The sequence below is a fragment of the Vibrio sp. ER1A genome, from assembly GCF_000733315.1.
Taxonomy (GTDB): Bacteria; Pseudomonadota; Gammaproteobacteria; order Enterobacterales; family Vibrionaceae; genus Vibrio; species Vibrio mediterranei.
On the sequence record NZ_JPJA01000086.1, the window covers coordinates 1,408,326 to 1,424,586 of the forward strand.

Sequence of the window (16,261 nt, forward strand, 5' to 3'; positions counted from 1 at the left end):
ATGAGTTTTATGACTACGCAGACAAAGGCGCTGGAGGCGCCGCTCAAAATAAGCAGTAAACATTTGGCGGTTAGCCTTACAATAGTCTTCCTGTTTATAACCTTTACCTCGATTGGACTCAATCATGTCGAAGGCGAAAGCTACGGCTGGTTGGCACTGTTACCGACATCGTTAGTACTTGTCTTTGCACTAACCACACACCGCACCGTTGAAGCACTATTCAGTGGCACCATTGCCGGTGTTCTACTGCTTGACCCTACTCAAGCAGTAGAACAGATCGTTGGCATTTCGATGGATGTGATGATGAATGAAACCATCGCATGGATCATTCTCGTCTGCGGTCTAATGGGTGGCCTGATTGCGATTCTAGAAAAAGGTGGCAGTATCCTTAGCTTCAGTGACATGCTGGTGAACAAAGTTAAGAGCCGCAATCAATCGCTATTGATGACATTTTTTCTAGGTATTCTGATTTTCATTGATGACTACTTGAACGCCATTGCGATTTCATCATCAATGAAGAAAATTACTGATGGCTATCAGGTTTCACGCGAGAAGCTCGCTTATCTTGTTGACTCAACGGCAGCACCTATCTGTATTCTGGTCCCGATTTCTACTTGGGCTATCTTCTTCAGTTCTCTATTGGAAGCCAATGAAGTTGCTGAACCGGGACAAGGTATTGCTGCGTATATTCAAGCCATTCCGTATATGGCTTATGGCTGGGTAACGTTGGCGATTGTTTTCTTCGTAGCTATTGGCAAAATGCCAGACCTAGGCGCAATGAAAAAAGCAGAAGAGCGCGCTCGCAACGGTCAAGTTAAACCAGATGGCGCAACAGATATCGACTTTGGTGCTGACATCAAAGCACACTCAAACCCGACTATGGGACTAATTAACTTCCTATTGCCAATGGTTGTTCTGGTCGGAGCCTCTTGGTACTTCGGTATTGACCTATTAGCAGGTGTGTTTGTTGCCATTATCTTTACTATCTGTTTCTACGGCATTCAAAAACTAGTCACCATGAATGAACTGTTCGATGCAGTGTACGATGGCATTAAGGTCATGTTACTGCCTCTAGCTACAGTGATTGGCGGCTTTATGCTTAAGAGTGTTAACGACTCATTGGGGCTAACACAGTACGTAATTGAGACTGTAAGCCCATACTTGTCAGCACAGTACTTCCCAGCCCTGATCTTCCTAGTAACAGGCGGCCTTGTCTTTGCATCAGCATCATCCTGGGGGACCTTTGCGGTCGCAATGCCAATTATTCTTCCTCTCGCGGAGCAAATTGGTGTTCCACTGCACTTAACCATCGCCGCTATGTTGTCAGCATCAGCAGCAGGTAGTCATTCATGTTTCTTCAGTGACTCCACGGTGCTATCGGCTCAAGGATCTGGATGTACATCAATGCAACATGCCGTAACGCAGTTCCCATATGCGTTGATTGGTATTGTCGCGACCACCCTATTCTTCATAGTCGTTGCATAACAGCGATCTAAGAATGCCAAAGGGATACCTACTCAGCGGGTATCCCTTTTCTTGTTCCGTTCTCTAGCTTTTTGATTTCGAAAAAATAGCACCTGTTCTCACTTTCCTACAAATATGTGTCTTACACTCTTGAAGCATTTAAACATAATAGCCTTACATTTTGTAAGTTATTGTAAAGAGTATCATTCTTATTTAATTGCTTGATTTAAATCAATTTTACTCAATCATTTTTGTTGTTTCATTGTGATACAAACGACCATACTGTAACTACAAAGATCGGATGTATTACAGTGGAATGGACGTGCACAGTGTTAGTTATTTTCCTTATTCGCATTCGCTTTTAAGGACATTTCAAATTATGGAGATGAAAATGAAACACCATAGTGGCGCAGGAAAAGGGCAATGCCCAGTGATGCATGGCAGTCATACTCGAGTTGGTGGTAAAGGTACACAAAACCGACAATGGTGGCCTAATCAACTCAACCTCAGAATTCTTCATCAGAATGATCAAAAAGGTAACCCGTACGATCCTTCCTTCGATTACAAGAAGGCATTTCTAACACTTGATCTAAAAGAAGTTAAGCAAGCTATCGAAACGGTTCTTACCGATTCAAAAGACTGGTGGCCCGCTGACTATGGGCACTATGGTCCCTTTATGATTCGTATGGCTTGGCACTCGGCTGGCACTTACCGTACGGCGGACGGACGTGGCGGTGCTAACTCAGGCAACCAACGTTTTGCACCACTAAACAGCTGGCCAGATAATGGTAATTTAGATAAAGCTCGTCGCCTGTTATGGCCAGTAAAACAAAAATATGGCAAAGCTCTTTCATGGGCAGATCTATTTATTCTTGCAGGTAATGTTTCCATAGAATCAATGGGGCTAAAAACCTTTGGTTTCGCGGGTGGCCGTGAAGATATTTGGGAACCTGAGGAAGACGTTTATTGGGGCATGGAAAGTGATTGGTTAGGCGATGAGCGTTACTCCGGCGATCGTCAACTAGAGAATCCACTCGCTGCGGTACAGATGGGACTTATCTACGTTAACCCTGAAGGACCAAACGGGGAGCCAAGCGTCCTTGCTTCTGGCCGTGATATCCGAGACACATTCGCTCGAATGGGCATGGATGACGAAGAGACCGTTGCACTTGTTGCCGGTGGCCATACATTCGGTAAAACGCATGGTGCAGGCGATCCTGAACTGATGGGCCCAGAACCGGAAGCGGCACCAATGGAAGAAATGGGCTTCGGTTGGCGTAACCACTTTGGCAGCGGCTTGGGAGATGACACAACAACCAGTGGTATCGAAGGAGCTTGGACTCCAAACCCAATCCAATGGGATAACGGCTACTTTGATATGTTGTTTGGCTACGATTGGGATCTTGTTAAAAGTCCAGCTGGCGCTTGGCAATGGGTACCTGTAGGGGTTCCAGAAGACCATATGGCCCCAAAAGCTCATGATGCATCACAGAAAGTCACCACTATCATGACCACTGCCGATATGGCAATGCGTATGGACCCTATCTACGGGGAAATTTCTAAACGTTTCCATAATAACCCAGACCAATTCGCAGATGCTTTTGCACGCGCTTGGTTCAAATTGACTCATCGTGATATGGGACCAAAATCTCGCTATCTAGGCGAAGAAGCTCCGAGTGAAGATCTCATTTGGCAAGACCCATTACCTGCAGTTTCTGGTGACATGATCGATGACACAGACATTAAAGAATTGAAGCACAAGCTCCTTACTTCAGGCTTAACCATTTCTGAACTGGTTTACACCGCGTGGTCATCCGCATCGACCTTCAGAGGCTCTGATTTCCGCGGGGGCGCTAACGGAGCACGTATTCGCCTTGCGCCTCAACGCAGCTGGGAAGTAAACCAGCCAGCGCAACTTGAACGTGTTCTAGCAACCCTTGAAGCAATTCAAGAGGAGTTCAATCAAGCTCATGGTAACAAAGTGGTTTCCATTGCTGACCTGATTGTCCTTGGCGGTAACGCTGCGATTGAAAAAGCAGCCCTAGAAGCAGGTACTAACGTTGAGGTTCCATTTACTGCTGGTCGCGTGGACGCAATGGCTTCTCAAACCGATGAAGCATCCTTTAATGTTCTCGAACCCGTAGTCGATGGATTCCGCAACTACGCACAAAAAGCCTACTCAGTGTCTGAAGAAGATTTACTGCTAGATAAAGCTCAACTGCTAACACTAACAGCGCCAGAAATGACTGTTTTGATTGGTGGTTTGCGTGTTCTAGGCGCAAACTTCGGCAATAGTGAGCATGGCGTTCTTACAGAGCGTAAAGGTGTTCTTAGCAATGATTTCTTCATCAACCTAACCGATATGAATGTCGAGTGGCGTCCGAGTAACGAAGAGGCTACGGAGTTTGTCGGATTAGAGAGAGCAACAGGTGCAACCAAGTGGAAAGCCACACGCGCTGACTTGGTGTTTGGTTCAAACTCGCAACTGCGTGCGTTAGCAGAAGTTTATGCTTGTGATGATGCCAAAGAGACCTTTATTTGCGACTTTGTTTCCGCCTGGGTCAAAGTGATGAACGCGGACCGTTTCGACATCTAATTACGATAAACCCAAAAGTAAAAGCCACTTGTTACCAAGTGGCTTTTTTTGTTTCTAGGATCGGTTCGGCATTAACCTAATTCCAGTTAAGTACTCTTACCTCATTGCCTTCTTCAGGCCTTCGAGGAATGTTAAGTGACAACAATAGTGAAATCGCGGCCATTCCTGCGCCAATATAGAACACACTTGAAGGTGAAATCAGCCAAATGAATCCAAAGGTAACAGGAATGACAACAGCTGCAATATGGTTAATGGTAAAGGATACTCCCGCTGTAGACGCCATATCCGCTGGGTCTGCGATTTTTTGGAAATAGGTTTTGATAGCTAACGCTAGCGCAAAGAAAAGATGGTCAATAACGTAAAGCGCTGCGGCCCATTCTGCCGTTTGAACCAGTCCATAACCCACAAAAACAAAGATCAGTCCAACATACTCAAACATAAGAGCCTTACGTTCACCAACAACACCAATGAACCGACCGATTTTTTTAGCAAATAGGAAGTTAAACAGGTAGTTAATCAAGAAAAGGAGTGTGATATCAGAGACGCTATAACCAAACTTTTCCACCATTAAGAAGCCAGCAAAGACGGTAAAGATTTGCCTTCTTGCTCCACTCATAAACGTTAGGGCGTAATACAGCCAGTAACGCTTACGCAGCACCAGCTTTTTAGTCTGAGGGGTTTCGGATTTGAACTGTGGGAAAGCCAAGGCAATAAACAGCACTAAGACGAAACCAATACCGCCACTGATTCCATAAACCCATACGTAGTCTAGCTTGAACACCTCAACCATCACCCATAGCGCGCCGTAGGTTAAGAGCGAAGCTAATGCTCCTACAGAGATGAGTTTACCCAGCACTTCAGGCGCCTCTTCTTTGCTTAACCATTGCAGTGACAAGGATTGCTTTAGTGTTTCAAAGTAGTGAAATCCAGTCGACATAATCAAAGTCGTAATTAGCAAACCGGCAACAGAGGGAAACATACCCGTAATCGCCGTGCCAAAGGTCAGTAGTAACAAAGAAACAATCATGAACTTCTGTTCTCGAATGAACAGTAAAACAAAGACGGTAGTGAAAGCTAGAAATCCAGGAATCTCACGAACACTTTGCAATAGACCAATGTCGGAACCATCAAAATTAGCTTTCTCAATTACGAAGTTGTTCAGCAATGCCATCCAACTCGAAAACGCAATTGGCACTATAATCGAGATAATGATGAGAAAGTTTTTTGGGGTTCGCCATCCGCTAGCGCTTTGCGTTGAAGACATTATCAATTCCTAAGGAGCTGTTATTTTTAATTTGGGAAATGTATGCTCACGATTAGACATGAGTTTTAGTGGAGTCTAATACGTTGACACAGATAAATAAATTAAAAGTCACCACCTGCAACTTATGTAATTTTGTTGAGCCACCGTTTGCCTATTATGAGATGGAGAACATCTACACGGCAAAACAATGGCAACAAAAAACACTGTGGCTAAAGCAAACGCTGAGCGAACTCAACTCCGATGTCATTGCTTTTCAGGAAGTGTTTTCGGTTGAAGCGTTGCGGGCTTTAGTTAAATCACTGGGTTATGGTTATTTTACTTACAATACTGAGCCACGGTTAGAATCCGGATATATATATTCTCACCCTGCTTTAGCTTTTGCCTCTCGTTACCCAATCGTCCGCCATTCAAATCTCACCTCCCTTGCGCCCTTTGAAGGCGAGTTCAGCCGTCCAGCATTACATATTTCCTTGAATATTGAGGGATTAGGGGAATTGGACATGTACAATGTTCATCTCAAGTCAAAAAGACCAACGCTTCCTGACGAGAATCTAGACGATAAGTCTACTGTCGATGCTTGGCTCGTTGAAACGCAAGGTCAGACACTTTCATCGCTGATGCGAATTCAAGAGGCAGGCGCGTTGCACCAAGCAATAGTGCAAAATAAACAACGCTACCAACGACCTTTTCTACTGCTTGGTGATTTCAACAACAGTATTGGCAGCAACGAGTTCGAACCATTTCGAAGCCAGTACCGTCATCGAAGGAAAGATACCCACGCAGACATCAAAGCTTATCATTTTCACGACAGTTGGGATTTAGTGCCAAAAGGTAAGCCGATTCGCCCTGTGGATGAGATTAAGCCACCTATCACTCATTACTATGGTGAGTCTGGCAGTCGATTAGACCATATTCTTCTATCCAGTGAGTTTTGCCCTAACTATGAACGCTCAATGTTTGAGGTGACTGACTATCAGCTCACTAACAAGCATATTATTGACCCCATATTTGGCATTGATGATCTCAGTACCGACCATGCTTTGGTGTCTGTCTCGTTTGAAACACGTGCCTAATCTCAATCCAATAAGATAAAGCGCTTGCTTATGATAAAAAATTCAATTAGTTATAGGAGTTAACAACATCACAAGCGAGGAGGCTGACATGAACGTTATTATTCGACCAACAGAACTACGAGACGCTGAGGGTCTGAGTCAGCTCTATTCGCAACCAAAAGCGCAACGAGAAACCCTACAACTGCCCTTACCTTCGGTCGCAATGTGGCAAGAAAGGCTAAGTAATATGCCTGCCGGAGTGTATAGCTACGTAGCCGAATTAGACGGCAAAATTGTCGGTAATATTGGACTGGAACACTCTCAGCGCCCAAGAACGGCACACTGTGCAAGCTTTGGGATTGGAGTTCATGATGAATACCATGGTTTAGGCATTGGTAGTCGATTGGTGGAAACCGTGTTAGACCTAACAGATAATTGGCTCAATGTTCAAAGGGTACAGATCGAAGTAAACGCCGATAATAAAGCAGCTATCGCCCTCTACTCTAAATTCGGTTTTGAGATTGAAGGTGAGGCGCTGTGCTCCGTCTTTCGAGACGGTGAATTTATCTCGACGTATTATATGGCTCGACTGAAAGATCAATTGTAGTGTCAATTTTACCAAGAACACGAGTTCACCGTGTTCTTGGTATTCGCTCGTTACTCTTCTGTCAGCAAATCTGTCCTGCTCCAACTTTACTGTCTTTCTCACAATTAATCGCAACCTGAGCAGCAAGTCTCAGCCCCTCGACAATCTTATCCAACGACATAGTGGGCTGACTGCCGTCAATATCTTGCTCAGGTAACAATGGTACGTGAATGAAACCATGTTTAATACCACTACCCCGCAAGTAATGTTGCACACCGTAAAATAGGTGATTGCACACAAACGTCCCCGCCGTATTGGATACCTGACAAGGAATACCCTGTTGTTGGAGTTTTAGTGTTATCGCCTTAATAGGCAGCGTGCTGAAATACGCATCGGGCCCATCGTTCACAATAGGAACATCAATCGGTTGATTACCATTATTATCAGCGATACGGAAATCATCGACATTAATTGCAACTCGTTCAGGTGTAATCGCAGCTCGTCCTGCACCTAACCCAACCGTTAGAACTACATCGGGTTGGTAAGTCTCAATAGCGGCAATCACTGTGTCGATAGATTCATATTGTGTGACAGGTACTTTGCATACCTGTATTTTTGCACCCTTGAGCTGCTGATTGGATAGTTGCTTGATCGCTTCCAACGCAGGATTAATCGTGTTGTCTCCAAACACATCAAAGCCCGCTATCAACACTTTTTTCATTTACTACCCTGCCTATTATTGGTTTCTTGGTTTAACTTAGGTAGAGTACGCCACCAGTCATTATCTGCAAGAGATAGAATCTGATGAATATTGAAAATGATGTAATTGAAACGCTTGAGCAGCTAGAGAACTTTCTCATTCAAGTAGAAAGTGGTGCATTGGGACTAAAAGATGTTGCTGGCATCGCGTTAGCAACCTCTAATTCTGACGGTCGTCCATTTGTGGCGGTATTAAGCGATAAACACGAGCTTCTGCTAGGGCGTTGGGTCTCTCAAGATGTATATGAAAACGGCAAAGACTTGGTGAGAACTGGTCCAAAGCGTAACTAACATCGCCGACAGATTGAAAGTAAAAAGGTCTAGACTGTGCTAGACCTTTTATTTATCACAACAATTAGTACTTCACTTGATAGTTCAAAGTAAACGTACGTCCGCGACCTTTGTAGTCATATAGTGCTGGAGTACCTCTATACCAGTAAGTTGCACGCTGGCTCCAAGTAGTTTGATAGTCAGCATTGAACAGGTTCTTAATACCAAACCCAAGGCTACCCACTGGCAGCTTGTAGCTACCCATTAGGTCAACAACGGTAAAACCTTCTAGTTTACGATCATCCGCATCCTTGTAGTCAAACGATGATAGACTTTGCAGCTTCACGTTGTAGTTGTCTTCATACCAGCCTAGCCAAGCACTTGCTTTTGGAACACTGGCCTTCCTTGCATCATATGCTTCCCAACCAGTAGCCGTATCTTCTTCAGAAACTACATAATGACCTGTTGCACCCAATTGAAGATTGTTGGTCGCCCAGTACGTTAATTGAGCTTCTGCACCGTAAATGCGGATTGGGTTGGATATACCTTTAATACTTTGATCAGCCGAGTATTCAACCGAACCATCAGAGTATGAGTAGTATGCCGCTGTTTGCAGTGACACTTTATCCCAATCGCTACGATAACCCACTTCGTAGCTATTGGTACGAATACCATCTAGTTTAGTATCGTTAACATTGACCGACGGATCTTTGCCGTAGTACTTCGCTGGGTTTGCTAAATCAAAGCCCTGAGAGAAGTTAGCCCAAACTTGCGAGGTTTGATCAAGATGGTAAATAGTGCCCAAGTTGAACAAATTCGCAGAGTAGTCCGTTTCACCACCCGGAACGAGCGCTGTACTGGCATTTTTCTTAAAGTCATCTACTTTGGTGTTCATGTACTGATAACGATAGCCACCTTGGAGCATCCAGTCAGTAGTCAGTGCGTATTCAGCTTGAACAAAACCCGCTAAGGCATAAGTATCAATCCCTGGATAACGTCCTTGAATAGAATCAATTTTGTTAACCAAGCCACCGGTATTTTCCGTGATGGTTTGGTTATAAAGGGCCTGATCGCTTGAGAATCGGTCAATAAATCCATCAACACCATAAGTTAATTGCAGCTTATCAAACGATTTACTTAACGCCGTTTTTAGCGCGAAGATATCGGTATTTTGGTTAGATGAACTTAGCTTAAGTGATGTTCCACCATCTTGGGTGTATGGTGAGAACGTATGATCTTCCTTACGATACGATAGCTCAGCAATGAGCAAATGATTAAGGAAGCTTTGATTGGTGTATTGTGCACTTAGCATATAGCGCTCAGTACCTTGCTGACGATCAGCTTCATAGCCTTTGCGAACATCAACAAACTTATAGACGCCATTGTTGTCCTGTTCAAAGTACAAACCGTAAGGCGAATCTTGTTGACTATTGTAGTACTGAGCTAATAGGTTAAGGTCTTGAGTATCAGTAAGGCTAATTTGCATATTACCCAATAAGTCGACTGTCTCGTTGAACTGAGTCGAGCCTTGAGTGATATCTGGCGTCACCATTTTACCATTCGCATCGTAGTAAGCTTGTGTCTTGGTGTAAGCAACCGATGCACGACCACGCACTTTGTCGCTACCACCAGAAACAGACTGAGCGAGCTTATAATCACCGTCTTCACTAGAGTTAAAGCCTGATGTACCCCCGACAAATGATTCAAATTGAAGATCGTTGCTTTGTGCTTTTTTCGTCACAATATTAATGACACCACCACTCGAACCAGCGCCATATACCGACGTCGCACCTGATAGCACTTCAATACGTTCAATATTAAATGGGTCAATGGAGTCTAACTGACGACTAATAGAACGAACAGACTGCAGTGACACACCATCAATCATTACCATGATGCTTCGACCACGTAGGTTTTGACCAGAGTGCGTTCGACCACCACTACTTACATCTAGTGAAGGCACAGTTGCCGCAAGAATTTCATCCAAACTCTTACCTGCGCGATATTGTTCTTCAATTTCCTCTGCACCTACATACCAAACCGTACCTGGAATTTCACTAATACTTTTTGGAGTGCGGCTCGCTACCACCACCATTTTTTCATCGGTATTCGTAGCGGTATTTGACGATTCAGTTTCCGCCACTGCTGAAGCTGAAACACCTGACACTATCATGGTCGCCAAAATGGCGTTAAGGGGGAACTTCCTTGAGCTGATTTTCATTTTATGACTCTTTTACATTTTTGGTTATTAACTCTAATTATCGGCAGCGCTTTTTGTGTAGCACGTCCGCCCCACAAGCGAAACGAATGATAAATGATAATTATTACTATTTCTATTATTAATTTGTCACGTTTTGCAATAATTAGTCGTTAATAACCCTGTTATATAGTTGATGTTTTTGTTATTTAAGAAGTGGCTAATTCGTTTAATGCCCGTTCTTCACAACGTTCCATCTTAATGTTTCCCCAATTCATAAGACCATTAACGGCCTCGATATCAAAAGCTACTTGGCCCGCAACTTGATTTATTATTTTCGCCGCACGCCATGCTGCCAAACTTAATTGCGGCTCAGCAATTCCGTGTGAATGTAAACCTGCATTCACCACAAATACATTACCTATTTCATCACTGTCACTCAGTTCAATAGAAAATGCTCCATTGAGTCGAATCTGTCTGTTTTGGTCACGCTTAAAGCTACTTTCAAGTGCTTTAGCACAGGAAGGTAATTGCCCTTGATACCCCGTTGCTAGAATGACTACGTCGGCATTGTCTTCTTCGTCTATTTCAGTGATGGCGTTAGCGTAGTTTAGCTTCAGCCCTTGTGATGTTTCTTCCAGTGCCGTCAGAGTGCGATGCGGGAGAAGCTCTATCCAACGCTCTTCTTTCATAACGTCAAATCGTTGATATAACTCTTGATATATCTCCAATAGGCATTTCTGAGTAACACCGTCAGAAGTAAGTTTTTGATGGGCGATTTCACGTTGTTTTACCTTGTCGTTTAATCCAATAAACGTATCAACGTATTCCGGGGTAAAGTATTCATTGGTAAAGGCAGCTTCATCTAAAGGTTGATAGTTCGCTCTTCTTGTCACCCAGTTTAAATGACTTGGTTTACCCCATTTCTCCCTTAAAACATTTAGGAATATATCAGCACCAGACTGGCCTCCTCCAATAATGGTGACTCTTCTTCCTGTTAAGTTCCGCTCTCGCAGACCAATTTCGGCAGCATGAAATACATTGGCACCTAGAGAAGGCTTAGTGCATTCGGGGAAATACGGCGTTTTGCCTGTCCCAAGACAAATATGTCGGGCACGATAAACCGAATCTTTAGTGTGAATATGATATAAGCCATCGTGCTTCTCAATATTCTGTACCGCACTATCAAACACAACGTTAGGCATATTTTTACTTGCCCAAGAAAGGTAATCAGAAAATTCTTGTCGACTAATACAACTCTGTTCTGTACTCAAAAAACGATAATACTTTTTATTAGATACGAGGTAATTTAAGAATGAATATTCACTCGTCGGACAAACAGCGCTAACAAGATCTTTTAAGAAATGAGTTTGCATATTAGCACCATCCAGTAATAAACCCGGATGCCATGAAAACTCACTTCGTGCCTCTAAGAATAAGGTTTTTAGTGTATTAACTTCATTAGACAGCGCAGCAATGCTCAAATTGAAAGGACCTGCGCCTATCCCTACAAGATCGTATATTTCGTGTTGCTTTGAATTTGCCATAGTAGTCGTCCTTATCGCTCTGAAAAATAAAGTGGGTTGTCCATATAAAGATCCATATCCGGAAGCATACGGTCGCTGCTGTTGTCGGTATCGTGTCTGAATTTAGACAGATTGAGGCCCAGTTTTAGGATCTGTGGTTTGAATAGGTTCAGTGCTTCATAACGTGAAGCAAGCTCTGGATGTCGGCCTTGATATTGTCGGATGGTTCTCGCTAATACGGAGTAAAACTCCAGCTCTGTCACCTCAATTTTCTCAAGCAGCGGAGATAAAAACCTGAGTACTGTAACGAAATGACCGGTTTGCAGATCATGAATAATCAGCTCTTCCGGTAGGCGTGTAGTGACTTGCTTGACGATATCTGGCAGTGCATCTAGTTCAGGAATGTCCGTTTGAACTAATCGCATATCACCTTGAAAATCTTTTAATAGAATTCGCTCAGGAATGCCGTCACGACAGACTACTGTCACGTTTTGCCCATGAGCAATGAGCGATATTCCATACTTCACCAACAAGTGATAGTAAGGAACCACAACCGCGGTAAACAGTTTTTCCAGCCATAGTGTCGCCGTCAGACCAGACTGCTTGATCAGTTCTAACACCATAGGTTGACCATGACTGTCCATCTCAAACAGCAATGCCATCAGATAGGCACGGTCACCTTGCTCTAGTTTACTCTCCGCCGACTCTCGCCAAATAACGCCGAGTAACTCGTGAAATCGATAGGGAGCGTCTTGTAACTGTGAATAGGCAGTGGACGCTAAATACGCACTTGCTGGCTCTTCCAACGCTTGAGTGCCTAGCTGTTGCAGTTCAGCATCTGTTTCGCATTTCTGTTTTATCCAGCTCGAAGCATAAGGTCCCGCTTGGATATATCGACTTGGAATGCCTCGGTAACACGAGGTATTCATAATAGTAAGAGGAAGTTTGATATCAAACGCTGGAATACCGCTCGAATCATCAATGACACTCAAAGTGCGAATGGATAACTGCGGCGAGACCTGCTTACCAGCTCCGCCAAGATAAACCAGTGTCTTATCACTTATCTCTTTAATGTAGGCCATCGCCAACTTATTCTCCCATTGCCATGGGTGAACAGGTATCAACAGATAGTCTTCTGGAGCCAGCGAATCGGCAGCAAGTTTGTTCTCAAATAGAACCATTTCAGATGGAGATAGCATGCTTGCTACAAGATCGTGATTCCAGTTTAAATTGTTGGCAATACCAACTTGTAAACTAGTGCGACGAATCGCCAACCAAACGAGCTGGAAGTGACCACTAAATTCCGGTGCGTAATGTTCTAAATCACTCACACCCCAGCCTCTTCTTCCTTTGTTAAAGGCGAACTTAGGGTGCCCTGCAATCCCCGCCTGCTGTTCAATTAGGCTCATCGAACACATGTCACTCGCAGTTCGCTTTGCATTCTCAGCCATCATCAAGCAATCGGAATACAGCGTGGCGTTCATATCTTCGACGTGCTCAGCAACTCGATGATCACTCATTGAGAGATGAAGCTTGAGGTCAGCCAATAGTAAGTTTGCCTCGACAGCGGTCTTATTTTGCTCTTCACAAACACGCACTAATGAGTCGGCATCAATGCGATAGCTACCCCATATCTGCTTACGCCCCTGAAAATGATACTGCGCATTGCCGATACGAGCGGCACAGAGGTTTGAATCTGAGGTCTCGCCTATCTCAAACGCCCCCTCGTAGTGAAACTCACTGATGATTTTTGCCACCAAATTCCGATTGGCGTGCGACCAATACTGAGAAATAGCCTGACTAGCGTCCATACCTTATGCCCTCTCACTATCCATCGACCAAGCGAGATCGAAAAACAATTCTCGTTTCATCATCATTAATGCCGAACGCTTGTGTGGAAAGTTGAACTCAAACTGCTTTTCGAACGCACTGCTCGCAAGACGTTTGAATAGCTTCACGTTGTCGAACCTAGGTTCCATGACAATACGTTGCGTTCGAACATCGTCTAAGAAAGCGTAATGACACAAGGCACGCAACCATGCATCGAAGTACTGCTTGCCTCGATAATTTTCGTCACCAACAAGCAGATGGATTCCTCGATCAAACTCCTGAAAATCATAATAAGGCGCTAACCTATCTTGGGCGGCCCAATACACTTCAAAATAGCCAAATGGTTGGCCGTCAATTTCGCCAATCAAGGGCAAAGTAAAACCATCAGAGAATCGGTTTTCAACAAACTCTTTGAGCTTGTCTTCCGTCCAAGCTTGCTCCCAGAATTCAGCGACTCGAGGGTTGTTCATCCATTGGGTAAAGCGAGCTAGATCTTTGTCGAAATCAAACGTTCGAAACGATATGACTTTCTCTAAGGCCACATCAAATCGACGGTAAACTTCACCTTCGGGCTTAGGTGGACGTGTAGCCAAATAGCCTCTCGTAGGGTCGTCTTGCTGCTTACTATAAGGAAAACGATCAGAAGGCTGATGGCAAAGGCCGGTGTGGTTAATTTGGAAGAAACAAGCTCTATCAATTCCCGTTTTATCTAACCACTGCATAGGAAAACCTAAAAGCTGGCATTCTTGTTCTGTTAGCGAAACTGCCCCTAAGTTGGGGTGATGAGTAAACTGCGTCTCAACGTCACGCACAAGTTGTTCTGTATTCACGACGTAATCCTTTAATCAACGTGATAAATAGTTAGGAAGTTCAAAATAGATAACCGAAGGATCGGGAATAGAGTTCTCGTTGAAACCCTGGAGGTAACAATAGAAGTTGCCTTTGCAGCACAATGAGTCAGAGTTGAGCACATAATGCAGGCAGTCTGTATCGGCTGGGGCAGATTGGTATAGTTGAGTTAAACGCTGCTTCAACAGGTCAAATAGAATCGCTTCTTCAACTAATGGCGATAAGCTTGCTATGACGCCGTAACATGAATTCAAAATCAGATAGTAGGGGAAATAGCGGTTTACTTTTGCTCTATCCCAATAGTTCTCTGTCGTCTCAGGGCTCCCCAGTTGTGGGAAGTGCTCAAATGCGAGTTTGGTAAACCCGACACCTTGGCAGTCTCTAAAGTAACCTTTGGTTGGCATACCTTGCTCTAGCTCTACAACGATATTCTGTTGATGAGCGAGTAGCACAATGCCTAACTGGCTTTGCAACTCGAAAATCGGTACTACAACATTGTCACAAAACGCTTCAAACCATTGCGTTGCCAGTGTTTCGGCATCTGCTTGATTTCGGTGCGCCAACATGAGAAGTTCGTTGGACAATGCATAGCCGCTTTGCTTGTAAGGAGTCTGCTGGCAAAGGGTCGCAAGCACGCCATGAGATTTCATCGGCTGTTGGTCATCAACCACAAACGGGTTGTCGCGCACGGTCGCCAATGATTCATCGATAACCTCCCCCTTGTTGTCCTTTAAACCAAAGTAACTGGGCTCGTGGATGATAGACAATCCATTGGCAAAATATTTCCTCGCATCTTCAGAGAGTGATTGGCAAATATCTGCAAGTGCCGTCCCTCTCTTCACTTCCTTCTCAGATAACAAGCGAATCGAATTGGTCAATTTCACACTCAGCGAGAACTTGAGCATAAATGGTGCAGTCGGATTATAAATAGCGCGAGTGGATGACGTTGCAAACCATGTAGAGTGTCCGAATCCAAGATCAATTAGCTTTCCTGAGTTTGTCAGTTCCTGAACTTGAGGCAGCGCTAATAGCTGTGTCGCTTGCCAAGGATGCATCGGGAGAACCTGCCAACCGGTACTATTTAAATACGGTTTGGCGGTGTCAGGTAATGTCGTTTCGCTCACCTGAAGCTGCTTAACATACTCTCGCCAATCACTACCCGTTGCCGAACCACCAAATACATACTCATTGCGCACTGCAAACCAACGTAAAGCAAAATTGGCTTTTAACTCTGGAGATAATTGTTTACTGATTTCAAGGCTAAGATTGGAGCGACTTTTCGGCGCCGGGTGCAACGAATGCCCGACATACAAACTCTGCTCAGATTCCTCAAACGATGTTTGCTGATCCCCTAGACTTTGACCATACTGCTCAAGTGCCACCCAGGTATTGCGATGACTTTCCGATACAGCTCCAAGGAATTGCTTGCGCTGCGTAGCGTCGATGCTACCAACAATGTCGTCATTGGCAATGATGAGTTCACAGGCCTGCTGGAAGCTTAATGTCTCTGCGTAATCACCACGTGAATTGCGCAGCTCAATTGATGGTGAATAACGGTTAATACCGGTGCTAGACTCACTCAATACCTCAACAATAATTAACTTGCCGTCTCGAATTGGAGCGCAAAGGTACTTGGTAGCTTCCTTACTCACAATCTCAACTAGAGTAGACTCACGATACAGTCCATTCCAAAAACAGTTCGCCGCCACATCAGTAAAATGGGCATGATGGGTTGTCATTTTTCTTACCTCTTCCTTAACCCCGACAATCAAATGCGAATGCTAATGATTATCACAATCAACATCAATATATTGAATCTTTACTGAAATAGCATCAAACAGAGAAATAGCCATCGCCCAACAAGGGAC

Annotated in this window: 12 protein-coding genes; 5 read left to right on the forward strand and 7 right to left on the reverse strand. The window is 44.2% G+C overall.

What is annotated here, in order from left to right; translation table 11 throughout:
* The first annotated feature begins 9 nt into the window (after positions 1 to 9).
* Both HW45_RS13260 and katG read left to right on the forward strand, forming a co-directional pair.
* On the forward strand, positions 10 to 1,485 hold the full coding sequence (locus HW45_RS13260; protein ID WP_006070388.1) for a Na+/H+ antiporter NhaC family protein: 1,476 nt from the start codon (positions 10 to 12) through the stop codon (positions 1,483 to 1,485).
* 370 nt (positions 1,486 to 1,855) lie between these two features.
* Entirely contained in the window at positions 1,856 to 4,060 is a 2,205-nt protein-coding gene (gene katG, locus HW45_RS13265; protein ID WP_038227373.1) for a catalase/peroxidase HPI, read from the forward strand.
* 76 nt (positions 4,061 to 4,136) lie between these two features.
* Here katG and HW45_RS13270 read toward each other — a convergent pair whose 3' ends face one another.
* Positions 4,137 to 5,324: an MFS transporter gene (locus HW45_RS13270; RefSeq protein ID WP_038227374.1), complete on the reverse strand. Its 1,188-nt coding sequence runs from the start codon at positions 5,322 to 5,324 to the stop codon at positions 4,137 to 4,139.
* A gap of 83 nt (positions 5,325 to 5,407) precedes the next feature.
* Between HW45_RS13270 and HW45_RS13275 the strand changes: the two genes are divergently transcribed.
* Both HW45_RS13275 and HW45_RS13280 read left to right on the forward strand, forming a co-directional pair.
* Positions 5,408 to 6,397, forward strand: coding sequence for an endonuclease/exonuclease/phosphatase family protein (locus HW45_RS13275; RefSeq protein WP_038227795.1), 990 nt, complete (start codon positions 5,408 to 5,410; stop codon positions 6,395 to 6,397).
* 88 nt (positions 6,398 to 6,485) lie between these two features.
* Positions 6,486 to 6,983, forward strand: a complete 498-nt coding sequence (locus HW45_RS13280) for a GNAT family N-acetyltransferase (protein WP_038227375.1) — start codon at positions 6,486 to 6,488, stop codon at positions 6,981 to 6,983.
* 61 nt (positions 6,984 to 7,044) lie between these two features.
* Here HW45_RS13280 and pcp read toward each other — a convergent pair whose 3' ends face one another.
* Positions 7,045 to 7,683: a pyroglutamyl-peptidase I gene (gene pcp / locus HW45_RS13285; protein WP_038227376.1), complete on the reverse strand. Its 639-nt coding sequence runs from the start codon at positions 7,681 to 7,683 to the stop codon at positions 7,045 to 7,047.
* Between the two features lie 83 nt (positions 7,684 to 7,766).
* Here pcp and HW45_RS13290 point away from each other — a divergent pair, with 83 nt between their 5' ends.
* Positions 7,767 to 8,012 carry a hypothetical protein gene (locus HW45_RS13290; RefSeq protein ID WP_006070382.1) on the forward strand — a complete coding sequence of 82 codons (246 nt, stop codon included), beginning with the start codon at positions 7,767 to 7,769 and terminating at the stop codon, positions 8,010 to 8,012.
* 64 nt (positions 8,013 to 8,076) lie between these two features.
* Here HW45_RS13290 and HW45_RS13295 read toward each other — a convergent pair whose 3' ends face one another.
* The 5 genes from HW45_RS13295 to HW45_RS13315 all read right to left on the reverse strand — a co-directional run bounded on the left by HW45_RS13295 (position 8,077) and on the right by HW45_RS13315 (position 16,132).
* Positions 8,077 to 10,212, reverse strand: a complete 2,136-nt coding sequence (locus HW45_RS13295) for a TonB-dependent receptor (RefSeq protein WP_038227377.1) — start codon at positions 10,210 to 10,212, stop codon at positions 8,077 to 8,079.
* A gap of 185 nt (positions 10,213 to 10,397) precedes the next feature.
* Positions 10,398 to 11,735: a lysine N(6)-hydroxylase/L-ornithine N(5)-oxygenase family protein gene (locus HW45_RS13300; protein WP_038227378.1), complete on the reverse strand. Its 1,338-nt coding sequence runs from the start codon at positions 11,733 to 11,735 to the stop codon at positions 10,398 to 10,400.
* 11 nt (positions 11,736 to 11,746) lie between these two features.
* Positions 11,747 to 13,525: an IucA/IucC family protein gene (locus tag HW45_RS13305; RefSeq protein ID WP_038227379.1), complete on the reverse strand. Its 1,779-nt coding sequence runs from the start codon at positions 13,523 to 13,525 to the stop codon at positions 11,747 to 11,749.
* A gap of 3 nt (positions 13,526 to 13,528) precedes the next feature.
* On the reverse strand, positions 13,529 to 14,374 hold the full coding sequence (locus HW45_RS13310) for a GNAT family N-acetyltransferase (protein ID WP_038227381.1): 846 nt from the start codon (positions 14,372 to 14,374) through the stop codon (positions 13,529 to 13,531).
* Between the two features lie 15 nt (positions 14,375 to 14,389).
* Positions 14,390 to 16,132 carry an IucA/IucC family protein gene (locus HW45_RS13315; RefSeq protein ID WP_038227382.1) on the reverse strand — a complete coding sequence of 581 codons (1,743 nt, stop codon included), beginning with the start codon at positions 16,130 to 16,132 and terminating at the stop codon, positions 14,390 to 14,392.
* Positions 16,133 to 16,261 lie beyond the last annotated feature (129 nt).